This is a genomic window from Streptomyces sp. NPDC037100 (assembly GCF_055606225.1).
Map to the genome: position 1 here is coordinate 379,226 of NZ_JBVJSX010000006.1, position 23,347 is coordinate 402,572.

The 23,347-nt window shown below is 73.0% G+C and carries 22 protein-coding genes and 2 pseudogenes; 12 read left to right on the forward strand and 12 right to left on the reverse strand.

Annotated elements, in window-relative coordinates:
- Nucleotides 1-47: 47 nt before the first annotated feature.
- The 5 genes from ACZ7EG_RS21980 to ACZ7EG_RS22000 all read right to left on the reverse strand — a co-directional run bounded on the left by ACZ7EG_RS21980 (nt 48) and on the right by ACZ7EG_RS22000 (nt 5,759).
- Nucleotides 48-131 (reverse strand): putative leader peptide, encoded by an 84-nt coding sequence (locus ACZ7EG_RS21980; protein WP_311241247.1) that lies wholly within the window; start codon nt 129-131, stop codon nt 48-50.
- A gap of 126 nt (nt 132-257) precedes the next feature.
- Nucleotides 258-830: a GNAT family N-acetyltransferase gene (locus ACZ7EG_RS21985; RefSeq protein ID WP_471081295.1), complete on the reverse strand. Its 573-nt coding sequence runs from the start codon at nt 828-830 to the stop codon at nt 258-260.
- 66 nt (nt 831-896) lie between these two features.
- Nucleotides 897-2,207, reverse strand: coding sequence for a hypothetical protein (locus tag ACZ7EG_RS21990; RefSeq protein ID WP_471081298.1), 1,311 nt, complete (start codon nt 2,205-2,207; stop codon nt 897-899).
- Nucleotides 2,208-2,382: 175 nt separating this feature from the next.
- Nucleotides 2,383-3,660 carry a GAF domain-containing protein gene (locus ACZ7EG_RS21995; protein WP_471081301.1) on the reverse strand — a complete coding sequence of 426 codons (1,278 nt, stop codon included), beginning with the start codon at nt 3,658-3,660 and terminating at the stop codon, nt 2,383-2,385.
- A gap of 464 nt (nt 3,661-4,124) precedes the next feature.
- Nucleotides 4,125-5,759 (reverse strand): acyl-CoA dehydrogenase family protein, encoded by a 1,635-nt coding sequence (locus tag ACZ7EG_RS22000; RefSeq protein ID WP_471081304.1) that lies wholly within the window; start codon nt 5,757-5,759, stop codon nt 4,125-4,127.
- A 110-nt stretch (nt 5,760-5,869) separates the two neighbouring features.
- Between ACZ7EG_RS22000 and ACZ7EG_RS22005 the strand changes: the two genes are divergently transcribed.
- On the forward strand, nt 5,870-7,066 hold the full coding sequence (locus tag ACZ7EG_RS22005) for a YihY/virulence factor BrkB family protein (RefSeq protein ID WP_471081307.1): 1,197 nt from the start codon (nt 5,870-5,872) through the stop codon (nt 7,064-7,066).
- Nucleotides 7,067-7,078: 12 nt separating this feature from the next.
- Here ACZ7EG_RS22005 and ACZ7EG_RS22010 read toward each other — a convergent pair whose 3' ends face one another.
- A complete protein-coding gene (locus ACZ7EG_RS22010) occupies nt 7,079-7,960 on the reverse strand; it encodes a Rossmann-fold NAD(P)-binding domain-containing protein (protein WP_471081310.1) in 882 nt (293 codons plus the stop codon).
- A gap of 81 nt (nt 7,961-8,041) precedes the next feature.
- On the opposite strand from ACZ7EG_RS22010, the gene ACZ7EG_RS22015 reads away from it, so the two are divergent.
- Together ACZ7EG_RS22015 and ACZ7EG_RS22020 are read left to right on the forward strand one after the other, a co-directional pair.
- Nucleotides 8,042-8,977, forward strand: a complete 936-nt coding sequence (locus tag ACZ7EG_RS22015) for an AraC family transcriptional regulator (RefSeq protein ID WP_471081313.1) — start codon at nt 8,042-8,044, stop codon at nt 8,975-8,977.
- Between the two features lie 275 nt (nt 8,978-9,252).
- The gene (locus tag ACZ7EG_RS22020; protein ID WP_471081316.1) at nt 9,253-9,936 is read left to right on the forward strand and encodes a helix-turn-helix domain-containing protein; all 684 of its coding nucleotides are present in this window, start codon (nt 9,253-9,255) and stop codon (nt 9,934-9,936) included.
- Here ACZ7EG_RS22020 and ACZ7EG_RS22025 read toward each other — a convergent pair.
- Complete coding sequence (locus ACZ7EG_RS22025) at nt 9,922-10,320, reverse strand: VOC family protein (RefSeq protein ID WP_471081319.1); 399 nt, start codon at nt 10,318-10,320, stop codon at nt 9,922-9,924. The genes ACZ7EG_RS22020 and ACZ7EG_RS22025 overlap by 15 nt on opposite strands.
- A 387-nt stretch (nt 10,321-10,707) precedes the next feature.
- On the opposite strand from ACZ7EG_RS22025, the gene ACZ7EG_RS22030 reads away from it, so the two are divergent.
- On the forward strand, nt 10,708-11,247 hold the full coding sequence (locus ACZ7EG_RS22030) for a peptidoglycan-binding domain-containing protein (protein WP_471081322.1): 540 nt from the start codon (nt 10,708-10,710) through the stop codon (nt 11,245-11,247).
- A 36-nt stretch (nt 11,248-11,283) separates the two neighbouring features.
- Here the strand turns inward: ACZ7EG_RS22030 and ACZ7EG_RS22035 are convergent, their stop codons facing one another.
- The 4 genes from ACZ7EG_RS22035 to ACZ7EG_RS22050 form a co-directional block, all read right to left on the reverse strand.
- Nucleotides 11,284-11,727 (reverse strand): helix-turn-helix domain-containing protein, encoded by a 444-nt coding sequence (locus tag ACZ7EG_RS22035; protein ID WP_471081325.1) that lies wholly within the window; start codon nt 11,725-11,727, stop codon nt 11,284-11,286.
- A gap of 189 nt (nt 11,728-11,916) precedes the next feature.
- Nucleotides 11,917-12,342, reverse strand: coding sequence for a RidA family protein (locus ACZ7EG_RS22040; RefSeq protein ID WP_471081327.1), 426 nt, complete (start codon nt 12,340-12,342; stop codon nt 11,917-11,919).
- 155 nt (nt 12,343-12,497) lie between these two features.
- Nucleotides 12,498-13,541 (reverse strand): LacI family DNA-binding transcriptional regulator, encoded by a 1,044-nt coding sequence (locus tag ACZ7EG_RS22045; protein WP_471081330.1) that lies wholly within the window; start codon nt 13,539-13,541, stop codon nt 12,498-12,500.
- Nucleotides 13,542-13,726: 185 nt separating this feature from the next.
- Nucleotides 13,727-13,891, reverse strand: coding sequence for a hypothetical protein (locus ACZ7EG_RS22050; RefSeq protein ID WP_471081913.1), 165 nt, complete (start codon nt 13,889-13,891; stop codon nt 13,727-13,729).
- Between ACZ7EG_RS22050 and ACZ7EG_RS22055 the strand changes: the two are divergent.
- The 4 genes and pseudogenes from ACZ7EG_RS22055 to ACZ7EG_RS22070 form a co-directional block, all read left to right on the forward strand.
- Nucleotides 13,874-14,042 (forward strand): annotated as a pseudogene (locus ACZ7EG_RS22055) (alginate lyase family protein); the annotation flags it as partial. The gene ACZ7EG_RS22050 and the pseudogene ACZ7EG_RS22055 overlap by 18 nt on opposite strands.
- A 102-nt stretch (nt 14,043-14,144) precedes the next feature.
- Entirely contained in the window at nt 14,145-15,761 is a 1,617-nt protein-coding gene (locus ACZ7EG_RS22060; RefSeq protein ID WP_471081333.1) for a carboxylesterase/lipase family protein, read from the forward strand.
- 239 nt (nt 15,762-16,000) lie between these two features.
- Nucleotides 16,001-16,972, forward strand: a complete 972-nt coding sequence (locus ACZ7EG_RS22065) for an ABC transporter ATP-binding protein (RefSeq protein ID WP_471081336.1) — start codon at nt 16,001-16,003, stop codon at nt 16,970-16,972.
- A complete protein-coding gene (locus tag ACZ7EG_RS22070) occupies nt 16,969-17,820 on the forward strand; it encodes an ABC transporter permease (protein ID WP_471081339.1) in 852 nt (283 codons plus the stop codon). Before ACZ7EG_RS22065 ends, ACZ7EG_RS22070 begins: the two co-directional genes overlap by 4 nt.
- 229 nt (nt 17,821-18,049) lie before the next feature.
- Here ACZ7EG_RS22070 and mmuM read toward each other — a convergent pair whose 3' ends face one another.
- Nucleotides 18,050-18,961: a homocysteine S-methyltransferase gene (gene mmuM, locus ACZ7EG_RS22075; RefSeq protein ID WP_471081342.1), complete on the reverse strand. Its 912-nt coding sequence runs from the start codon at nt 18,959-18,961 to the stop codon at nt 18,050-18,052.
- Between the two features lie 130 nt (nt 18,962-19,091).
- Between mmuM and ACZ7EG_RS22080 the strand changes: the two genes are divergently transcribed.
- The 4 genes and pseudogenes from ACZ7EG_RS22080 to ACZ7EG_RS22095 all read left to right on the forward strand — a co-directional run bounded on the left by ACZ7EG_RS22080 (nt 19,092) and on the right by ACZ7EG_RS22095 (nt 23,346).
- Nucleotides 19,092-20,483 carry an amino acid permease gene (locus ACZ7EG_RS22080; protein WP_471081346.1) on the forward strand — a complete coding sequence of 464 codons (1,392 nt, stop codon included), beginning with the start codon at nt 19,092-19,094 and terminating at the stop codon, nt 20,481-20,483.
- 9 nt (nt 20,484-20,492) lie between these two features.
- On the forward strand, nt 20,493-21,611 hold the full coding sequence (locus ACZ7EG_RS22085) for an aminoglycoside phosphotransferase (RefSeq protein WP_471081349.1): 1,119 nt from the start codon (nt 20,493-20,495) through the stop codon (nt 21,609-21,611).
- A 23-nt stretch (nt 21,612-21,634) separates the two neighbouring features.
- A pseudogene (locus tag ACZ7EG_RS22090) lies at nt 21,635-21,790 on the forward strand (MOSC N-terminal beta barrel domain-containing protein); the annotation flags it as partial.
- 464 nt (nt 21,791-22,254) lie between these two features.
- Nucleotides 22,255-23,346: a glycoside hydrolase family 43 protein gene (locus ACZ7EG_RS22095; RefSeq protein WP_471081352.1), complete on the forward strand. Its 1,092-nt coding sequence runs from the start codon at nt 22,255-22,257 to the stop codon at nt 23,344-23,346.
- Nucleotide 23,347: the final 1 nt, after the last annotated feature.

The window sequence follows — 23,347 nt, forward strand, 5'->3', positions numbered from 1 at the left end:
GAGGAGTGAGGCAGGAAAGAAGAATGTCGGGCGCGGGCTGAGTACGCTCAGTGCGCCGGACAGATGGCGCTGGACATGCGGCCGAGGTCGACGTGCCGCCGACTCACCAAGGCAATTCCAGTTCCAGACATGACGGAAGCGTGTCACGGCGATCTGGACACAGTCCAGCTTCGTCCAAGATGCGGACACCCTTGTCTCGCAGGACAAGACAAGGGTGGTGTGGGTCACATCGGGCGCCCCCGAGGTGTCCGTCCAGGTCAGATGGGGAACGCCCCAGGCCACGGTCCCGGAGCGGCGACCTCCGCCTCCTCCTCGACCTTGGTGTCGAACAGCTTGAAGCCGCGCCGCTGGTAGTTGTCCATCGCGTGCTCGCCGTCCTTGCTGCAGGTGTGCAGCCAGACTCGCTTGGTCGGCGTCAGTCCCGCCCAGCGGTCCGCGAGGTCCCAGGCCCGGGCCGCGCCGTACGACAGCAGGTGCCCGCCGATGCGCCGGCCGCGGAAGGCGGGGAGCAGTCCGAAGTAGACGATCTCCACGACCGCGTCGTCCTGCGCCTCCAGCTCCACGTACCCCGCGGGTGTGCCCCGGTCGTACGCCACCCACGTCTCCACGCCGGGCCGCTCCAGGTGCTCCACCCACCGCGCGTACGACCAGCCGAGCCGGTCCGTCCAGAGGATGTCGCCGCCCACCGACGCGTACAGGTACCGGCTGAACTCGGGCGAGGGCACCTCGGAGCGGACGACCCGGACGTCTCCGTCCGGCGCGACGGCCGGCAGCAGGTCGGTCGGGGCGGTCTGCTCCAGGGACCAGGTGGTCACGGCGATGGTGGTCATGCGGGCCAGAAAATCATCTGGACTGCACGTCTGTCGATCGGCTCCGTGCTCCGCGGGCGGTGCCGGTCAGCGCAGCGCCCTGTCGATGGACGTCAGCGGCAGCGCGAACAGCGTCCGCCCCGACTGGGACCAGACCTCGCCGGTCTCCTCCCAGTAGGACAGGGAACCCGACCCGCCGCTCCAGCAGTTCCGCGTCTCGTCCGAGCCGCACTCCGCCGCCCGGGCGCCCTCGATGTCCTGGCGCCACAGCGTCCCGTGCCCGCCCGGGCTGCCCGCCGCGCGGCCCAGGTACCAGCCCGAGCGGTACGCCAGCACACCCCGCACCTCGGCCGCCTTCGTCTCGTACACCTCGGTCGGGGCCGCCTGCCCCGAGGAGTCGGTGGCGAGCAGGCCGGAGCGGTCCGGGTCCCGGCTCAGCGCGTAGCGCCACAGCAGGGTGCGCCGGTCGCCGTCCGCGGGCATCCACTCGCTCGCGACCAGACTGTCCGGTGAGGTACTGCGGTCCAGGGAGACGGTGGCCGGGCGGGACCTGCCGTCCCCGCCGGGCAGGGTGTACGAGCCGACGGCCGGCAGTACGAAGCGGTAGCCGTGCGCCGCCCAGCCGCCCCGCACCCGGCCGACGGCGTCGGATGCGACAGTGGCGCGCTGGATGCGGTCCATGTCGTACACGTACAGCGCGTCCCTGCCGCCCTCGCGGGTCGTCACCAGCAGCTTGTCCTGGTACCAGACCATGCCGGACAGGGGGGAGACCAGCCCCCGGTAGTCCCGCCCGCCGTCCACCGGGACGGCCAGCAGGGCCCAGGTGTAACGCAGCGCGCCGGGGTCGTTCGCGTCGACGAAGGCGACCTTGGCCAGGCCCTGCCCGGGGGCCGGGCCCTCCATGGAGCCGCCCTCGGCGCCCCGGGTCCAGCCGGAGAGGATCACGCGGTTGCCGCCCCAGCGGCCGTCGTCGTCCGCGTCGCCCGAGGTCGTGACCGCGCCGGCCCGCCAGCCCCGGGTGTCGGAGCCGCCGAAGCAGTACGCGCGGGTGGCCGCCGGTTCCACCGGCAGGCTGCGCTTGTCGGCAGTCGAGCAGTCGGCCGCGTCCCGCAGCGGGAGGTCCGCGCTCTCCAGTACCGCGCCGACGCCGACCGGCCGGCCCATCTTCGACGCGAGCCGGTCCAGCCACCGCCCGGGCACCCGGTGCTCGGCCAGGGGCGGCTGCCCGGCCCCGTCGGACGCGGCAACCGGTTTGAGAGCCCCGGGAGCGTCGGCGACGGTGGCCTGCGAGGCGCTGATCAGGGTGGCGGCGGCGGTGAGCGCGAGGGCCGTCCCGGCCAGGGTCGCGCGCAGCGCCCTGCCCCGCCTGCGCCGCCGGTGTCTGCCGCGATGCTTCATAACGTCCTCCCGAGACGGACCAACTGCGCCTGGTGATCCGCGCGTTGACGGAGGAGCAGGTGGGGTGGTCCGTAGAGGGATGCTACGGCAGGTGAGCGGTGCCGCGGACGAAGACCCCGTAAATATGCGAAAGATGCACCCCCGGGGGCGGCTCGTACGGCACGCGCAGTGAACCTCAGGGCGCCATTGCGGCCACGCGTCGCCTGCTCACCGCCGGTGCGGTCGAGTGCGGCAGCAGATCCCGGGGGTCGGCGGGAAGCAGCACCTCGACCTCGGCCTCCTCGGCGAACCGGTACGGCCGGTGCTCCAGGAACACCCCCAGATACCGTCGCACCCGCGACATCTCGGCACGCACCGTCACCGTGCGGGCCGGGTCCCCGAACACGTCCCCGGCCAGCCCCGAGGCACTGCGGCCGGAGCGGTGGACGGCGAGGAGATACAGCAACTCCGCGTGCCGGGGACTCAGTTCCCGCATCCAGGAGCCGGCCCCGCCGCGCACCTCCACCGACCAGTGCCGCGCCTGCCTGAGGTCCAGCACGATCCGGGCCGGACCGTGCGGCACCGGCTGGTCGGCGGCCGCCCGCACCAGCCAGCCCCCGGCCAGCGGCTCCACCGAGCACGGCCCGAGCGCCGGCAGTCGTATCGGGCCCGCCGACAGCGACTTCGGCAGGGCCACGCGCCGCACGTACGGCATCCCGCTGACCGCGGCGGTCCAGCCGTCCGCGTCCACGGCCAGGGCACGGCCGCCGAGCCGGGCCAGCACCGGAGCCGCCACCGCGCGCAGCCGCTCCAGCGACTCCGTGTGCATCTCCCGCAGCCGGGCCTCGGCCAGTTTGGCCACCGAACCGACCCACGCGAGCGTGGCCGGATGCATCGTCTCCAGCGGCCCGCTCACGTCCACCACGCCGAGCAGCCGGCCGTCCCGCGGATCCGTCAGAGGAGCGCCCGCGCAGGTCCAGCCGGCCTGGGAGCGCACGAAGTGCTCGGAGGCGAAGACCTGTACGGGCCGGCGCACCACGGCCGGGGTGCCCACACCGTTCGTGCCGACGACGTCCTCACGCCAGTCCGCACCCAGCTCGAAGCCGAGCCCGTCCGCCTTGCGCAGCACCGGCGGGCTGCCCTCACGCCACAGCACCCGGCCGTCCGCGTCGGCCACCACCATGATGTGGTGGGCGACGTCCGCGGCTGCCAGCAGGCCCTCTCGCAGCACCGGCAGCACATGGCGCAATGCCGTCGTCTCGCGCCGCCGCTGCACCTCCTCGCGGGACAGCGGGTTTGCCCGCACGTCGTGGTCCGGGTCGATGCCGCCGCGCAGCATCCGCTCCCAGGACCGCTCGATCACCGGACGCGGTGACACCGGAGCGGGCCGCCCGGCCAGCCGCGCGGCGCGGACCTCGCTGAGGACCCGGGCCGCCCGTGTGCTGTCGACGGCGGCCAAATGCGTGACGTCCATGCGCGTGCGCCCCCCGGAGTCGCTTTTGACTGTCCGTCTCATAGTGCCGCCTGCCCCAGGCGGCCGCGCACAGTCCGCACACAGTCAGCAGCAAGTTGCAACCCCCTGCAACCCTGGTGGACGGACCGGCCGTGTCCGAAACTTGATCCGCGCCGTCCCGAGCGGCGTTCAGCGGCTCGAACGGGCCAGTGCGGCGGGGGTGGTGCCGTGTCGGCGCAGCACCACCCTCGCTTTTCGCGGAGGAGGAACCTTCGCGGAGGAGGAACCTTCGCGGAGGAGGAACCTTCACGAAGAGGAACCTTCGCGTACGCGGAAGCCCTCGCGTACGCGGAAGCCCTCGCGTACGCGGAAGCCCTCGCGTACGCGGAAGCCCTCGCGTACGCGGAAACCCTTGCGTACCGGAAGCCCTCGCGTACGCGGAAGCCCTCGCGTTACCCGGATCACCGCGGATCAGCGGGCCGGATTCAGGACACCGGCCGGGCCCGCTCCACCACCGACGCCAGATCCAGCGTGTGCGGCAGCGTCCCGAAGGCCGCGCCCCCGTCACCGCCGAGCCGCCCCGCGCAGAACGCGTCGGCGACCTGCGGTGGCGCGAAACGGACCAGCAGCGAACCCTGGAGCACCAGCGCGAGCCGCTCCGCCAGCCGCCGCGCCCGCCCCTCCACGCCCTCCAGATCTGCGAGTTCGGTCAGCAGGTTCTTGATCGCCCCGTCCAGGCGGTGATCGGCGCCGCGCGCCTGCCCGACCTCCCGCAGATACGCGTCGAGCGCCCCCGGCTCCCGCTGCAACGCCCGCAGCACGTCGAGGGCCTGGACGTTGCCCGCACCCTCCCAGATCGAGTTGAGCGGCGACTCGCGCACCAGCCGGGGCAGCCCGGACTCCTCCACGTAGCCGTTGCCTCCCAGGCACTCGGCCGCCTCCACCGCCAACGGCGGGCACCGCTTGGTCACCCAGTACTTGGCCGCCGGCACCGCGATCCGCAGCAGCGCCCGCTCCTGCTCACCGCCGTCGTCGTAGGCCGCCGCGAGCCGCAGCGCCAGCGTCGTCGCCGCCTCCGACTCGAGGGCCAGGTCGGCGAGGACGTTGCGCATGAGCGGCTTGTCGGCGAGCTTCCCGCCGAACGCCTCGCGGTACGTGCAGTGATGTACCGCCTGCGCCACGGCCTGCCGCATCAGCCCCGCCGAGCCGAGCACGCAGTCCAGCCGGGTCGCCGCGACCATCTCGATGATGGTGCGCACCCCGCGCCCCTCCTCGCCGACCCGGCGCGCCCAGGTCCCGTCGAACTCGACCTCGGCGGAGGCGTTCGACCGGTTGCCCAGCTTGTCCTTGAGCCGCTGGATCCGGAACACGTTGCGCGAGCCGTCCCGAAGCACCCGCGGCACCAGGAAGCAGGTCAGCCCGCCCGGCGCCTGCGCCAGCACCAGGAAGCCGTCGGACATGGGCGCCGAGCAGAACCACTTGTGCCCGGTCAGCTCATAGGTCCCGTGCTCGGTGAGGGGCCGTGCCGCCGTGGTGTTCGCCCGGACGTCGCTGCCCCCCTGCTTCTCCGTCATGCCCATCCCGAACAGCGCCCCGGCCTTGAGGTGCGCGGGCCGCAGCTCACGGTCGTAGACCATGGACGTCAGCCGGGGCTCCCACTCGGCCGCCAGGTCCGGGTCGGCGCGCAGGGCGGGCACCGCCGCGTGCGTCATCGACAGCGGGCAGCCGTTGCCCGCCTCGACCTGGGTCCACACCAGGAAGGCGGCGGCCCGCCGCAGATGCCCGGCCGGCCGGTCCCAGGCGGCCGTCAGACCGGCCGAGACGCCCTTGCCGAGCAGCCGGTGCCAGGAGGGGTGGAACTCGACCTCGTCCACGCGGTTGCCGTACCGGTCGTGCGTGAGCAGCCGCGGCGGGTTCTCGTTGGCCAGCCGCCCCCACTCCTGAACCTGGGCCGAGCCGGAGGTCCGGCCGAGCGCCGTCAGCTCGCCGAGGACCTCCTCGCGCAGATCCGGTTCCAGATGCCGCTCGACCGCGGCGGCCAGGGCCCGGTCGGCGGAGAAGACGTCGTACCCGACCAGCGGCGGGACCTGGTTCGTCACGGTGTGCGTGCTGCCTGCCATGCTGCGAACGTACCCCGCGGTAGCACGTTGGCACCCGGTAGACCCGGACCGGTCCGCGAAGACCCGGCCTGTGGGTGAGTGGGGCCGGGCACGGCGGATACCGTTAGGGGGTGCAGCCAGCAAGTGAAACCCCCGACACGCCCTCCGGGCGCCTCCACCGGGCGCGGGCCCTCTACCGGAACGTCTCCAAACGCAGGACCGCCTGGCTGTTGGTCAAGGACACCGTCAACTCCTGCGTCGAGTACCGCATCCTCGGCCTCGCGGCCGAGGCCGCGTTCTTCACTCTGCTGTCGGTGCCGCCGCTGCTGCTGAGCATGATCGGACTGCTCGGCTACGTCGACGCCTGGACGGGCGCCGACACCATCCAGAGCCTCCAGACCAACCTCCTGGAGGCATCCCGCACCGTCCTGTCCGACCAGGGCGTCCGCGAGATCGCCCAGCCGATCCTGCACGACGTGATGAAGGGCGGCCGGCCGGACGTCATCTCCATCGGCTTCCTGTTCGCCCTGTGGTCGGGCTCCCGCGCCGTGAACGTCTTCATCGACACCATCACCGTGATGTACGGCCTCGACGGCGTCCGGGGCATCGTCAAGACCCGCCTGATGGCCTTCCTGCTGTTCATCGTGGCCCTGCTGATCGGCTCGGTGGCGCTGCCGCTGATGGTGGCCGGTCCGGACGCGGTGGTGCGGATCGTGCCCTGGTCGACGACGGTCGTGCAGGTCCTGTACTGGCCGGTGGTGATCCTGCTGTCGATCGCCTTCCTGACGACGCTGTACCACGTCTCCGTCCCGGTCCGTTCCCCGTGGATCGAGGACGTGCCCGGCGCGCTGGTCGCCCTCGGCATGTGGGTGCTCGGCAGCTTCCTGCTGCGGATCTACCTGACCAGCACGGTCGAGGGCCCCACGATCTACGGCTCCCTCGCCGCGCCCGTCGCCGTGCTGCTGTGGATCGGTGTGTCCGCGTTCGCCGTGCTCGTCGGGGCCGCCGTCAACGCCGCCATCGACCGGGTCTGGCCGGCCGCCGCCACGGCCGCGGCCCGCGAGGCCAACGAGCGGCTGCGGCAGGCCCAGGTCGCCGAGTACGTCGCCCGCGCCACAGCCACGGGCGAGGCCGACCCCGACATGCCCTCCGAGTTCCCGGAACGCTGGTCCCGCTTCCTGCCGCCGGAGGACGTCTCGGCCCGCCTGCGCACCCACGTGAAGAGCACCCACGTGAAGAGCACCCATGTGAAGAACGCCCACACCAAGAGCACCCAGGTGAAGGACGCCCAGGTCAACGGCGAGGGACAGCCGCCCGAGGACACCTGACGGGCGGGGCCCTCAGGGCTTCCAGGTCCCCGCCGCGGCCTCCTCGCGCACGAAGTCGCCGAAGTCCCGGGGCGCACGGCCCAGCACCTCCCGCACCCCGTCCGAGACGTGCGCGTTGCGGCCGTCGAGGAGGGTGTCGAAGATCTCCGTCATCCCCGCCACCTCCTGCGGCGGCACACCGAAACCGACCAGCGCCTCTCCGTAGTCCCGTGTCGAGACGGCCCGGTACGTCAGCGGGCGCCCCGTCGCCCCGGCGATCTCCGCGACGGCCTCCCCGAAGGTCAGCAGCCGCGCCCCGGAGAGCGTGAGAGTCCGCCCCGCGTACCGGTCCCCGGACCTCAGCGCGGTCACCACCACGTCCGCGATGTCCCGCACGTCGAGGAACGGCTCGGCCACCTCGCCGGCCGGGAACACCAGCTCCCCGCGCTCCCGCAGCTCCGCCACCAGCGGCCCCTCACTGAAGTTCTGCGCGAACCACGCGGCCCGTACGACCGTCCAGGCCACCCCCGAGGCGTGCAGCGCCTCCTCGGTCGGCAGGGCCTGGTCCTCGCCCCGCGCGGACAGCAGCACCAGCCGCCGCACCCCGAGCCCGGCCGCCTCGCGCCCGAGCGCGCCGACCGCCTCCGCGGCACCCGGAGCGCCGACGTCCGAGGGCAGGGCGAGGTAGGCCGCGTCCGCGCCGCGCAGGGTGTCCGCCCAGGTCGAGTCGTCCCACCAGTCGAAGCCCGTCGCCCGCGACGCCGCCCGCACGGTGAGCCCGGCCGCCTTCGCGGCCCGCGCCACCCGGCTTCCGGTACGCCCCGAGGCGCCCGTCACCACCACCGTCATGCTCCGCGTGTCCGAAGCGATGTCCTCTGTCGTGTTTTCCGCCGTGTCCTGCGCCGTGTTCGTCATGTCGTCGAGTCAACTGCCGTGCGCCGTACGGAACCATCGCTGAACGGCTCATTCCCATACGACCGCGTCTACGCTGGCCGCATGGACGCTCTCGCAGGTCTGCTGGAAGGCCCCCGCGCGAGGGGCGCGTTCATGATCAGGGCCTGCTTCGATCCGCCCTGGGCGGTGCGTGTGGAGGACCGGGCCCCGCTCACGGTGATGCTCGTCGTCCGCGGCGAGGCCTGGGTCGTGCCCGACGGGGGCGCGAGCACGCGGCTGCGGGCCGGGGACCTCGCCATCGCCCGCGGCCCGGACCCCTACACCTGCGCCGACGCCCCCGGCACCGCACCGCAGGCGGTGATCCTGCCGCGCCAGGAGTGCCGCTACCCCGACGGACGGCCCCTCAACGGCTCCATGGACCTGGGCGTCCGCACCTGGGGCGACCGGCTCGACGGGGAGACCGTGATGCTGATCGGCACCTACCCGATGCGGGGCGAGGTCGGCGGGCGGCTGCTGGACGCCGTGCCTGCGCTGCTCACCCTCACGTCCGACGTGTGGGACTGCCCCCTCACGCCGTACCTCACCGAGGAGATCGTCCGGGACGAGCCGGGGCAGGAGGTCGTCCTGGACCGGCTGCTGGACCTGCTGGTCATCGCCGCCCTGCGGGCCTGGTTCGCACGCCCCGAGGCGGAGGCACCGGCCTGGTACCGGGCCCTGGCCGACCCGGTCGTCGGCGGCGTGCTGCGCCTCCTCCAGGACGCCCCGGCCCACCCCTGGACCGTCGCCGCGCTCGCCGCGAAGGCCGGAGTGTCCCGCGCCGCGCTGGCCCGCCGCTTCACCGGCCTGGTGGGTGAACCGCCCATGACCTACCTCACCGGCTGGCGCCTCGCCCTCGCCGCCGACCGCCTGCGCGACTCCGCCGACACCCTCGACGCGGTGGCCCGCACGGTGGGCTACGGCAGCGCGTTCGCCCTGTCGACCGCGTTCAAGCGGGTGTACGGGGTGAGTCCGGTGGAGTACCGGGGGAGGGCGGCGTAGCGGCGGCGGGCCCGGTACTGCGGCTGTGACCGCGAGCATCGGGGGCGAGTCGCGCAGCGGCCTGGGCGCGGCCTGTCGGCGTGCCCGGAGTGCCGGGGCGGGCGGCATCGCGCGGGAGGGGCGCGGCCCTGCCGGTGTGCCCGCGGGTACCGGGCGGGTGGCATCGAGTGGAACGGGGCGCGGGCCTGCTGCTGCGCCCGGGGATACGGGGCGGGTGGCATCGAGCGGGTGGCGGGCCCGGGCCCGCCACCGGGGCGGGGCGTAGCGTGGCTCCCATGTACGTGGAGCGGGCGTCGCGGCTGCCCGGGGCGGTCGTGTGGACCAACACCCCGTCCCGGCCCGGGGCGGGCCGGGTGCTGCCCGACGGGTGCATGGATCTGCTGTGGCACGACGGGCGGCTGATGGTCGCCGGGCCCGACACCCGCGTCCACCTCCCGGTCGGCGGGACCGGCCCCTGGGTCGGAGTCCGCTTCTACCCGGGCACGGCCCCGGGGCTCCTGGGCGTGCCGGCTCACGAGCTGCGCGACCGGCGCGTCGACCTCGCCGACCTGTGGCCGGCCCCGCGGGTGCGGCGTCTGGCCGAGCGTGTGAACGCCGCCGCGGACCCGGCGAGCGGCCTGGAGGAGCTGGCGTTGCGACAGGCGGCCGGTTCCGAACCTCCTGACCCGCTGCTCCGGCAGGTCGTCGCCGCCCTCGACGCGGGCCGCCCCGTAGCCGCGACCGCCGACGAACTCGGGCTCGGACCACGCCAGTTGCACCGGCGCTCCCTGTCCGCGTTCGGCTACGGCCCCAAGACGCTGGCCCGCATCCTGCGGTTGCACCGCGCCCTCTCACTCGCCCGGGCCGGTGTGCCGTTCGCGGAGACGGCCGCCCGGGCCGGTTACGCCGACCAGGCCCATCTGGCCCGGGACGTAAGGGAGTTGTCGGGCCTGCCGCTGGGCGAGCTACTCGGCGGCTAGCGGGGCGAACAGGTCCACCCCGTTGCCGTCCGGGTCGTGCACGACGGCGTACCGCTGCCCCCAGAAGGCGTCCCACGGCTTGAGCTCGCCGTGGTACCCGGAGCCGACCAGCGCGTCGTACAGCGCGTTCACCTCCTCCGGCCCGTCGCAGCGCAGGGCGAGCGAGGCCCGGCCCCCGCCCGCGGGCGGCCGCCACTCGGGCAGGAAGGAGCGGACCGTCTCCTCGGTGTCCAACATCAGCCGCAGCCCGCCGGGCAGTCCGGCCTCGGCGTGCGGCAGGTCCTCGGCGCCGTCGGGGAAGGCGAACCCGAGCCGGCGGTAGAACGCGACGGAGGCGGCCATGTCCGAGACGACCAGGCCGATGGCATCGAATCGTGCAGTCATGAGGCCACCGTAGGCAGGCACAGGAGACCCGGTCTTGAAGAAAACGGACGCCCCGCGCCGGAGCCCCCCGGGCCGAAAATTCTCCGGCCGCCGCAGCACCCCGGCCGTCCCCGGCCTTCCCGGTCGGGATGCCCCTGCCCTGGGCCATGCGCGGGCACCCCCGCCGCGCCCGCCGTCGTCGGTCCGCCGGCCCGGGCGGGCCCCCGACGACCCGTCCCCGGCGTGGGAAGCCCGCCGCCTTGTGGGTGGACCGTCCCTGGGCGGCCCGGGGACGCCGTCAGGGCTCGCCGTGGGTGCCGCGGGACCGTGACGCTGTGCCGTGCCAGACGAGACGAGCCGCCCCAGGGGAAACCCGCCGGGGGACGGCGGTTCGGAAAGGACAACCGCATGAGCATGCGCAATCGGGCCGTGGCGATGATGACGGCCGTGATGCTGGGCGCCGGGGGGACCGGCATCGCCCTGGCACCGGCGGCCAACGCCGCACCCGCCTACTTCGGCATCGACGGCAAGGGTGCCGTGGCCAACGACTGGGAGGACGAGGAGAACCTCGGCGTCGACGCCTACGCCAGGGGCAACGCCATCGCCCTGTGGGAGACCGTGCTGTGGGCGGACGGCGCCCAGTGGGAGGACGACGAGGGGGAGTGGCAGCCCTTCCGGAAGAGCCAGATCGACGGCTCCTTCGGACCGGAGACCGAGTCGGCCACGCAGTGGTGGCAGAGCCGGCACAACCTCCCCGAGACCGACGGCACCGTCGTCAGCGAGAGCTGGGACTTCGCCCAGACCCGGCTGCAGAGCCAGCCGGGCAACATCGTCCAGTACAAGGGCCTCGTGCGGAACGTCAACTTCAAGCGCGTGGGCGGCAAGTACCAGGTGAAACTGAGGAACGTCGGCCCGTGGAAGTACGCCCACTACCGCACGCTCGGCTGAGCGACCGAGTCGCCGGGGAGCGGATGGCCGCGACGGTCACCCGCTCCCCATCGGCAGTACCCACAACAGCCCGGCCAGCAGTACGGCGATGACCACGAACGACACCAGGGCCGCCGCCCGCCAGCGCCGGTACTCGGCACCGGCCGGCGGCGCGTCCGCCGTCGGCTCCGCCGGCCCGGCAGCCATCGCCACCCCGGCCACCGCCGCCACCCCGTGCGGCCACGTCCGGTCGGCCAGATCCCACAGCGCCAGCAGCCGCGCCTGCTCCGCCCCCGCCACCCGGCACAGCGCCTGCACCGCTCCCCGTGGCGGCTGCTTGGCCCCGCTGAGATACCGCTGCCACGACGACTTGCTGTAAGCGGTCCGGCGGGCCAGCTCCGCGAGACTCAGACCCGTGCGGTCCTTCAGACCCCGCAGCTGTTCGACCAGGTGGCGTGCCTCCCTCGGCAGTGCGTCCGGAAGCGGCCGCCAGCGTGTCATGGTCGTCCCCCCACTGCTCGCCGCCGCCCCGCCCCCGGACAGCGGCCCCTCCCCACCGCATCGTTCGACGCCGGGCCGTCCCGGCCAGTTCCCCCGGGCGGCGGGCGCGCGACGCGCACAAGGGGTGTGCGGCGGGCCCTCGCACGACCGCGGCCGGAGTCCCGAGCGCCCCTGCCGGGGAGGCGTCCCTCAGGCCGCCCCGACCGGCCCCGTCGGCCGTACCGCGACCGCGTCGACCTCGAACAGCATCCCGGGCAGCGCCAGCGAGGCCACCCCGCTCAGCGTCTGCGCCGGGAGGCGCTCCCCGAAGCGGGCGTGCAGGGCCTTGCCCAGGACCTCCAGCTTCCCCGGGTCGTGGTCCACGATGAACGTGCCGAGCCGTACGACGTGTTCGTAGCCGAGACCGACCCCCTCCAACGCCGAGCGCAGCCGGTCGAAGGCCAGCTCCACCTGCGCGGCGAAGTCGCCCGGCACCGGGGCGCCGGTGGCGTCCGAGGCGTACTGGCCGCCGATGAAGACGGTTTCACCGGGTGCCGACACGGCGTGGCTGTAGCCGAAGGGCGTCGGGTCGTGGAGCGTGGCCGGGTTGGTGATGGTGCGCGGGTCGCGCGTCATGGGAGGCAGCCCCTTCGCTGAGTACGTCCGCCGCCACACCGGCGGGCCTGGCACTCCCGCCAACTCCCCGTGCACACGGGCGCATTCCCGCCCGGCACGCCGACGCCTGCCTGTCGCGCACGCGCACGGCGCACTCCCGACGGCCCTCGTCGCACCTACGCGCGCGGCGCCGCCGTGCTCGCCCGTTCCACCAGCCGCGTCGACAACTCCGTGCGCGTGCTCTCCGGATGATGGCCGTCCATCAGACGCAGCAGTGACCGCAGAGCCGTGGCGGCCATCTCGGACAGCGGCTGGCGCACGGTGGTCAGGGCGGGGGAGGCCCAGCGGGCCTCGGGCAGGTCGTCGAAACCGACCACGCTGATGTCGTCCGGAACCCTCAACGCCCGTTCGGCCAGGGCCTCGTAGACGCCCAGTGCCATCCGGTCCGAGCAGACGAAGACGGCGGTCGGCGGCTCGGGCAGGTCGAGGAGTTCCAGCATGCGGCGGTGGGCGACACCCTCGTCGAAGGCGGCGTGCCGGACGTACTCGGCGCGGTGCCGGATTCCTGCCGACGTGAGCGCCGAACGGTATCCGGCGACCCGGGCGCTGCTGCACATCGTGCGCCGGGGACCGGCGATGACGGCGACCCGCTCGTGGCCCAGGGACAGCAGGTGCTCGGTGGCCGTCAGGCCGCCCTGCCAGTTCGCCGCCCCCACCGAGACCACGCCCTCCGGCGGCTCCTGCACCGGGTCGATCATCACGAACGGGATGCGGTGCTGCTCCAGCCACGCGTACTGCGAGTCGCTCAGCTCGGCCAGGTTGAACAGCACGCCGGAAGAGCCCCGGGCGACCAGCTTGTCCAGCCAGCCGCGCTCCGGGCGGCCGACCCGGGAGCGGATCAGTGCCGCCGACACCACGACTTCCAGGCCCGCGTCGTGGGCGGCCCCCTCGACGCCGTGCAGCACCGCGCCCGACCAGGAACTCTCCAGCGAGTGCACGACCAGGTCGACCAGCCGGGGTGCCTTCGCCGCGTCGAAGCGGGGTCTGCGCACGTACCCGAGCCGGTCGAGCGCCTCGGTCACCCGGCGGCGGGTCTCGGGTGCCACGTCCTCGCGGCCGTTGACCACCTTCGACGCGGTCGGCACCGACACCCCCGCCTCGCGCGCCACGACCGCCAGCGTCGGACCGGCCGCCACGCTCGCACTCGCCGTACGGACCATCGGGAACCCACCTCTCCGGCCCGCCCGAGGGCCGTGGAAACTTTCGACCAGCGCTGCACACGGCTGTCACGGAATCCGGCCGGGCAGAAAGCGCTTCCTATCGTAGGTGGGGTGCAGGACGGCGGGAAGACAGGTGGATTCACTCCTTCGCGCCGGTCAAAACTTTCGAAACCCCGAACAGCGCTTCAGCCGGGTGTGCAGGTCAGCCGAAACCCGGTGAAGTCCGCCGTGAACGCCCCGTCCACGAGGTCCCGGGCGTGGATCCCCGCCATCGCGCCGGTGAACCGGAGCCGGGGGCCGTGGTCGTCGGACAGCCGGCCGAAGTCCAGCGCTTCTGGGCGATGCTCCACTACCACTACGGGCGGCGCCTGCTCCTCGACGACAAGTACATCGCCCAGATGTGCTTCTCCGTCGCCCCCGAAGGCGGGGGAGGGGGACTACGGCACCACCAGCGGCGGGTTCGACCAGCTCGGCTTCGGCACGCTGATGTATGCCGAGTAACCCGAACAGTCCTCACACCCGCTCGTGCGCCGGAATACCGGGCGACAATGAGGTGCTCTGATCTTCACGGTGCACGAGCGCGGTGAGGAGGCTGGTGGACGTATGACGGCAGACCAGACGGACCCGCAGGCGGACCCCGTGGTGAGCACGCCCTTCGGCGCCCTGCGGGGCCGGTACGAGCGTGGAGTCGCGGTCTTTCGCGGCATCCCGTACGCGGCCCCTCCCTTCGGCCCCCGTCGTTTCCGCCCGCCCGTTCCGCTGCCGCCCTGGGACGGTGTCCGCGACGCCGGTGCCTTCGGCCCCACCGCGCCCAAACCGCCGTACTCCGACGCCTTCGCCCACTACCTGTCCGACCCGGTGGTGCCCGGCGACGACTGCCTCAACCTCAACGTCTGGACCCCGCAGCCCGACCCGAAAGCCCGCCTCCCCGTCCTCGTCTGGCTGCACGGCGGCGCCCTGACCAGGGGTTCTTCCGCCGTACCCGTCTACGACGGGCATGCCTTCGCCCGCGACGGCGTGGTCTGCGTCTCGATCAACTACCGGCTGGGCGTCGAAGGCTACGGACTGTTCCCGGACACACCCCCGAACCCCGGCCTGCGCGACCAGATCGCAGCCCTGACCTGGGTGCACGAGGCCATCGAGGCCTTCGGCGGCGACCCCGGCCGCATCACCCTCTTCGGCCAGTCCGCCGGAGCCATCAGCATCGGCGCCCTCCTCGCCGCCCCCCAGACCCAGGGGCTGGTCCGCCGGGCCGTTCTGCAGAGCGGGCCGCCCGAAGCCTCCGAGCGGGCCAAGGTCCGGCGGATGGTGCGCCGGATGGCCTCCCGGCTGAAGATCCCCGCCACCGCCGAGGCCTTCGCCGCCGTCGACCGCGATCTGCTGCTGCGCACCCAGGCCGAGGTGGGCAGGCTGAGCAGCCCGGTGGTCGGCGGGCCCGCCTTCGGTCTCGTCATCGACGGCGACGTCGTCCCGCGCGACCCCCTTCAGGCCCTCACGGACGGCGGCGCGGCCCCCGGCGTCGAGCTGCTGCTGGGCTGGACCCGCGACGAGTACCGGCTGTGGCTGGTGCCGGGCGGACTCCTGGAGCGCGTCGACCGCTTCGGGGCCGTCGCCCTCGCGGGCGCCATGGCCCGCTGCCACTGCGGCAGCGAGGTCCCCCGGGGCTACCGCACGCTGCACCCCGAGGCCGGCACGGCGGAGACCGTCGGCCAGCTCGTCACCGACCATCTGCTCCGCATCCCCCTGCACCACCTGGCCGACGCCCGCACGGAACCGTCGTACGTCTACGAGTTCGCCTGGCCCTCGAACCTGCCCGGCCTCGGCTCCTGTCACGCACTGGAGCTGGGCTTCGTCTTCGACACCGGGGACGTCCCCGAGTCGCGGAAACTGGCCGGGGAGGGCGCCCCGCAGGAACTGGCCGACGCGATGCACGGGGCGTGGGTCCGCTTCGCCACGGACGGCGACCCGGGCTGGGAGCGCTGGGGCGCGGACCACCCGGTGCGCGTCTTCGGGGACCGGGCGCCGGACGCCGAGAACGGCCTGGCGTACACGGCGTACGGCCCACGGGACCGTGAGCTCGCCCTCTGGAAGGCCGACGCCCTCAGGCCCGCGGAGTCCACACCGGCCGCCGTCCCCGTCGACGACTCGCCCGTTCGCGCTGCGGAACTGCGGTCGGCCGTGCGGCGCCTGCGCCGCTCGGGCGCTCTGCGACGCCACTGACCGCGCCGCCGCCCCCGGGCGGCGTGGCCGGTGCGCCGACCGGAACGTTCGCCGGATCGCTCGAGCAGGATGAGACACCTGAACCGTTCGGTAATGTGTTCGCCCGGGAGGGCCCGAACGGCTGCTGCCAGGAGGCCTTGGCGGCCTCAGCCGTGAACCGCGTCCCATGACCACGGACGTCGGCACGGCCTCCGGCCCCTGCCCGGGGGACGGACCACGAGACGGACGGGGGAACACCGATGACGACCGCTCACGTCTTGTCCGGGGCGGGGAACAGCCCACCGCCGGAGAGCGACACGGTCATCGACGTACGGGATCTGCGGATGCGCTACCGCAGTCAGGACGTGTTGAAGGGCGTCGGCTTCACGGCCCGGCGAGGCGAAGTCCTCGTGCTGCTCGGACCGAACGGCGCCGGCAAGACGACCACCATCGAGGTCCTGGAAGGCTTCCGGATGCGCTCGGACGGTGACGTGAGCGTCCTCGGCACGGATCCGGCTCGCGGGGACGAACGGTGGCGGGCGCGCCTGGGCATCGTGCTTCAGTCCTGGCGCGACCACGGCAAGTGGCGCGTGAGTGAACTGCTGGCCCACCTCGGCTCGTACTACGCGCCGTACTCCACCACCCTCATCCGGCGCCCGTGGGACGTCGGCGAACTCCTCGCCGCGGTCGGGCTGACCGAGCAGGCGGACAAGCGGGTCGGGACGCTGTCCGGCGGGCAGCGCAGGCGTCTCGACGTGGCCATCGGCATCGTCGGCCGGCCCGAGCTGCTGTTCCTGGACGAGCCGACGGCCGGTCTGGACCCGGAGGCCAGGAACGAGTTCCACGGCCTGGTGCGCGGTCTCGCGGACGAGAACACCACGGTCCTGATGACGACGCACGATCTCGCCGAGGCGGAGAAGCTCGCCGACCGGATCCTCATCCTGGCCGGTGGCCGCATCGTCGCCGACGGCTCGGCCGAGCAGCTGTCCCGGCAGGCGTCGGCGGAAGCCACCGTGCGCTGGACGCTGGACGGGCGGCCCTTCGAGGAGGCGACGGCGGAGCCCACCCGGTTCGTCCGCCGGCTGTTCGAGGAACACGGCGAGGCGATCGGCGGACTGGAGGTGCGCCGGGCGAGCTTGGAGGACACCTACCTGACGATGGTGCGGGAGCTCGAGGCGGGAGCCGCTTCCGGTGAGCGGGCGGCGCACGCCCTCGGGGAGGGAGCGCGATGAGCCCGGTGTGGTACGCGGCGCGAGCGGGAGTCCGGCGCGGCTGGACGGAACTCAGGCAGACCTTCACCACCGGCCAGGACGTGTTCGGCTACGTGTTCTGGACGATCCTGCTCATGGTGCCGCTCTTCCTGCTCAGGGACGATCCGCTGAAGGGTGCCGGCATCTCGACCGGCGCGTTCATGCTGCCGAGCATGCTGGGGATGACCCTCGCGTTCACCGGGATGATGACCACGGCGCAGCTCCTCGCGACCGAGCGCGAGGACGGCACGCTGCTGCGGGCGAAGGCCGTGCCGCACGGCATGGTCGGTCACCTGGTCGGCAAGATCATCATGGTGTCGGGTACGGCCCTGGCCTCCATGGCCCTCCCCTTCGCCGTCGGCATGTTCCTGGTGGACGGTGTCGCCCGGCAGGGCGGCGGAGCGTTGCTGACGCTGGTGTGGGCGATCCCGCTGGGTCTTCTGGCGACCCTGCCGATAGGCGCCGTCATCGGCTCCCTCGTCAGCAGTCCGCGCACCGTCGGGCTCCTGATGATCCCGGTGATGGGACTGGTCGCCATCTCCGGCATCTACTTCCCGATATCCGAAATGCCCGGGTGGCTGCAGACCGTCGGGCAGATCTTCCCCGTGTACTGGGTCGGCCTCGCTCTCCGCTCCGCGCTGCTGCCCGCCGACGCGGTCGCCGCCGAGATGGGCGAATCCTGGCGGCTCCTGGAGACGGCGGGTGCACTGGGCTCGTGGACGGTCGCCGGACTGCTCCTCGCACCGTCCGTCCTGCGCAGGATGGCCCGCCGCGAGTCAGGGGCCGCGATGGCGGAACGGCACCGGAAGGCGATGCAGCGGGTCGGTTAGGGAGGTCCGTGGCTGTCGGAACCTGTGCCGTCACAGCACCAGGACCCACCGAGTCCCGAGGGGAACCGCGGCAACGCCGTAGCAACCGGTTCCCAGGACGGAGGCTAGCAGCGCCGGGCGAGGGGCAGGAGGGCCGTTGCGCGCACGGCCCGGACAGCGGGGCGCTACGCCGCCCGCAGTGCCTTGGTGATGCCCGAGAGGGCGTGCGGCCTGGTCGGGTAGCGGGGGGCTACGCCGTCTTCAGCGCCTCGGCGATGCCCGAGACGGCGTCCGGCCCGACCCGGCAGCAGCCGCCGATCAGCCGGGCTCCCGCCTGCTGCCAGCCCTTCACCTGGCCGGCGGTGAAGCTGGAGCGGCCGGTCCAGGCGCGCGCCCCGGCGTCCCAGGTCTCGCCGCTGTTGGGGTAGACGACGACGGGCTTGCCGGTGACCCGCGCCGCCGTCGCCACCGCGGCGTCCACGTCCTGCGGCGCGCAGCAGTTCACCCCGACCGCGATCACCTCGTCCGCCTCGGCGGCCGGGGCGAAGGCCTCCTCCAGCGGCTGCCCGGCACGGGTGCGGTCACCGGCGACGGAGTACGTCAGCCAGGCCGGCACTCCGAGCCCGCGCACCGCCCGCAGCAGCGCTGTGGCCTCATCGGCGTCCGGGACCGTCTCCAGCGCGAGCACGTCGGGCCGGGCCGCGGCCAGCACCTCCAGACGAGGCCGGTGGAAACGCTCCAGCTCGTCCACGCTCAGCCCGTAGCGCCCCCGGTACTCAGAGCCGTCCGCGAGCATCGCCCCGTACGGACCGGCCGAGGCCGCCACCCACAGGGGCCGGGAGACCCGCGCCCGCCGGGCCGCCTCCCGGGCCGACTCCACGCTCAGGGTCATGAGTTCGGCTGCCCGGTCGTGGTCGATCCCGCGCTTGGCGAAGCCCTCGAACGTCGCCTGGTAGCTGGCCGTGATCGCCACGTCCGCCCCCGCCCGGTAGTAGGCGAGGTGCGCCTCGGTCACCGCCTCCGGCTGTTCGGCGAGCAACCGGGCGGACCACAGCTCGTCGCTCAGGTCGTGCCCGGCCGATTCGAGCTGGTTGGACATGCCTCCGTCGAGGACGACCGTCCCGGCGGCGAGGGCTTCTGCGAGGGAGAGGGTGCTGGTCATGCCGACGACGGTAGTCGACGTTCCGCGGCGGACCCCAGCCGCTTGTGTCCATCAGATGAACAGGTCGACCAGTATGTGGGATCGCGGTTACGATCAGGACCCTCCCCCTCCGCTTGTACAGGAACCCCAAATGACCGTCCCCCGCCCCACCGAGGCCGCAGAACCCGCCGACCGGGCCGCGACCGGAACCACCCCGGCGTCCGCTCCCCGCCGCACCTTCGGCCTCGCCGCCGCCACCGCCCTCGTCATGGGCAACATCATCGGCGGCGGCATCTTCGCCCTGCCCGCCACCGTCGCCCCCTACGGCACGGTCAGCCTGCTCGCGTTCCTTGTGCTCTCGGTGGGAGCCGTCCTGCTCGCGCTGCTCTTCGGCAGGCTCGCGCGGCGCAGCCCGGTCACCGGCGGTCTGTACGTCTACCCCCGGGACGCCTTCGGCGAGTTCGCCGGATTCCTGTCGGCCTGGTCGTACTGGACGATGTGCTGGGTCAGCATCGCCGCCCTGGCCGTCGCGGTCGTCGGCTACGTCGAGGTCCTCATACCCCTGCACGGCAACCACGCCCTCCAGGCCCTCGTCGCCCTGGCCGCCCTCTGGCTGCCGGCCGCGGCGAACTTCGCGGGCACGCGCTGGGTCGGCGCGGTGCAGGTCGTCTCGACGATCCTGAAGTTCGTACCGCTGCTCCTGCTCGCCACCGTCGGCCTGTTCTTCGTCGACGCGGACAACTTCGGCCCGTTCAACGCCTCCGGCCAGAGCGTCTCCGGCGCGCTGGCCGCCTCCGCCGCGCTGCTGCTGTACAGCTTCCTCGGCGTCGAGTCGGCCGCGGTCAGCGCGGGCGAGGTCCGCGACCCGGAGCGCACGGTCGGCCGGGCCAGTGTCCTCGGCACGCTGGCCTCGGCCCTGGTCTACATCCTCGGCACGGTCGCGGTGTTCGGCCTGGTCCCGCACGACCGGCTGGTCGACTCGGGTGCCCCGTTCGCCGACGCCGTGAACACGATCACCGGCGGCGGCTGGGGCGGCACCGCCATCGCGCTGGTCGCCGTCGCCTCGATCACCGGCTGCCTCAACGGCTGGATCCTCATGGCCGCACAGATGCCGTACGCCGCCGCCCGCGACGGCCTCTTCCCCGCGCCCTTCGCCCGCCTGGGCAAGGGCGGCGTCCCCGGCTTCGGGGTGTGGGCCTGCGCGGTCCTCGGCAGCCTCCTCATCGCCCTCAACTACACGGCCGGCCCGGACACCACGTTCCGCGTCCTCGTCCTGATCACCACCTTCACCGGCTGCGTGCCGTACCTGCTGTCGGCCGCCGCCCAGCTGTACTGGCTGGCCCGCGGGACCCGCGACCGCGTCCGCCCCGCCGGTCTCGCCCGCGACCTGACCGTCGCCGTCCTCTCGTTCGGCTTCTCGTTCTGGCTGATCGCCGGCGCCGGGTACGCGGCCGTCTACCAGGGCGTGCTGTTCCTGTTCGCCGGGATCCCGGTGTACGTGTGGCTGCGGGGACGCAAGGACAGGGCCGAGGCGGAGGCATAGCATCGGGGGATGCCCGAGGTCGCCGCAGCGCATGCAGAAGTACGTGAGGTCCTGGGAGTCCCCGCGGACCAGGCGGTGTTCGAGCCGCTCACGCACAACCCGTCGAACGGCGTCACGGCCGGGGTGTGGCGGGTCACCCGCGGCGACCGCTCGGCCGTCCTGAAGGTGCTGACGCGGACGAAGGAGACCAGCGTCGCCTGGTCGGCGTCCAACGACCCGCGCCACTGGAACTTCTGGCGTCGCGAGGCGTACGTCTACCGGTCCGGCCTCGCCCGGGTCTGGCAGCGGCACGGCATCCGTGCCCCCCGGCTGCTGGAGTGCGTCGAACGCCCGGACGGTGACGTGGCGTTGTGGCTGGAGAATGTGCCGGGCGAGTCGGCGACCGGCTGGCCCCTCACCCACCACGTCGAGCACGCCCACCGACTGGGCGCCGCGCAGGGTGCGGTCGGCGCGGGGGAGGACACCCCGTGGCTGTCGCAGGGCTTCCTGCGGGACTACACATCGGCGCAGACGACGGGTCGGGCCCTGCTCGACGACGACGCGGCGTGGCGACACCCCCTGATCCGGCGGCACTTCCCGCCCGGCCTGCGCGAGGACATGGTCCGCCTGCATCACGACCGCGAGTGGTTCCTCACGGTCATGGAGTCGCTGCCCCGCGCCCTCAGCCACCTCGACCAGTGGCCGGCGAACCTCCGCTCGGACGGGCCCGGCGCGGGCGTGCTGCTCGACTGGGCGTTCACCGGCGACGGCGCCCTCGGCGAGGACCTCGGCAACTACCTCCCGGACTGCGTCTTCGACCTGTTCGTCCCCGCCGCCGACCTGCCGGGCCTGGCCAAGGCAGCCTACGACGCCTACGTGCACGGACTGCGCGAGAGCGGCTGGCGGGGCGACGAACGCCTCGTCCGGCTCGGCGTGTGCGCATCCGCGGTCAAGTACCACTGGCTCACCGCGCTGATGCTGGCGCGGGCGGACGCGGAGCCGGTGGCCTACGGCGGCAAGGGTACGGTCCCGGCCGAACTCCGCTACCGCGAAAGGGGCCTGACCCTGGCGTTCCTGGCCGAGTGGGCGGCCGAGGCGCGGATGCTGGCTCCCCTGCTCGGATTTCCCCAAGCCCCCAGCGGCCGTTGAACCGCGGAACGGAACGAGAGGCCATGGCCCGAGTGGTCGGGCTGTCGTACTACCCCGTCAAGGGCTGCGCCGGTACGTCGGTGCGCGAGGCGCTGCTGACCCCGGCGGGACTCACGCACGACCGCGGCTTCATGGTGGTCGGCGAGGAGGGCGTGTACCGGACGCAGAGCAGATTTCCGGCGGTGGACACAGCGGGCGAGCCCGTCCTCAAGGTCGACGAGTGGGCGCTGCTGGTCTATCTCGCCCAGGTGCGACTGCTCAGGCAGTCGGGCTTCGCGGACATGCGCCAGGCGCTGCGGGACGTCGCCAACACCCATCTCGGCGGGAACGCCCCATCGCGAGCCGCCACCCTGGCCGCGGTCGATGACGCGTATCGGAAAGTCGGTGTCACCTGACTTCGCTCAGGCGCCCCACGGGAACACCCCCGCCGACGCGGGGGTGTTCCTGTTTTCGACACGGCGAGCAGGAGCCGCCCCCTCCCTGCCAGGAATCGGACGTACCGGCCCTCCTCGCCGCTTCGTCCCGTCAGACCCGTTGACCTCCCCGTGACTCACCCTTACCTTTTCGGCGTTCGTAATGACAGATGGTGTTCGACATACCAGACAACGCCGTGTGTCCCCCAGTGAGAGGCAGGCCCCTCCCCATGAGCCGCGACCGCGACCCCGCTCTGCCCGAACCCCCCAGCCGCAGACTGCTGCTGAAGGGCGCCGCAGCCGCCGGTGCCCTCGCCGCCGTCCCCGCCGTAGCCCAGGCATCCGAGCTCGCCAGGCACCCGAAGCCCGCCGCCCCCTTCGTGAACCCCCTCGTCCGCAACCGTGCCGACCCGCACATCCACCGGTACAAGGACGGCTTCTACTACTTCACCGCCACCGCCCCCGAGTACGACCGCATCATCCTGCGCCGCTCCCGCACCCTGCGCGGCCTCGGCACGGCGGACGAGTCCGTCATCTGGCGCGCCCACGCCACCGGCCCCATGGGCGCCCACATCTGGGCGCCCGAACTGCATCGCATCGGCGGCAAGTGGTACATCTACTTCGCCTCCGCTCCCGCCGAGGACGTCTGGGCGATCCGCATCTGGGTGCTGGAGAACGCCCACCCCAACCCCTTCCAGGGCACCTGGGTGGAGAAGGGTCAGATCAAGACGGCGTGGGAAACCTTCTCCCTGGACGCCACCACCTTCACCCACCGGGGCAAGCGTTACCTCGCCTGGGCCCAGCACGAGCCCGGCCAGGACAACAACACCGGCATCTTCCTGTCGGAGATGGCGAACCCGTGGACCCTGGCGGGCCCGCAGGTGCGGCTGTCCACCCCGGAGTACGACTGGGAGTGCATCGGCTTCAAGGTCAACGAGGGCCCGTACGTCCTCAAGCGCAACGGCCGCCTCTTCATGACGTACTCGGCCAGCGCCACCGACTTCAACTACTGCATGGGTCTGCTGACCGCCGACGCCGACAGCCACCTCCTGGACCCCATGAGCTGGTCCAAGTCGCCGACCCCCGTCTTCACCAGCAACGACACGACCAAGCAGTACGGCCCGGGCCACAACTGCTTCACGGTCGCCGAGGACGGCCGCACCGACGTCCTCGTCTACCACGCCCGGCAGTACAAGGAGATCAACGGCGACCCGCTGAACGACCCCAACCGGCACACCCGCGTCCAGAAACTCGGCTGGAAGCGCGACGGCACTCCCGACTTCGGCATACCGGTCGCCGACGCCGCGACGGCAGGTGGATGAC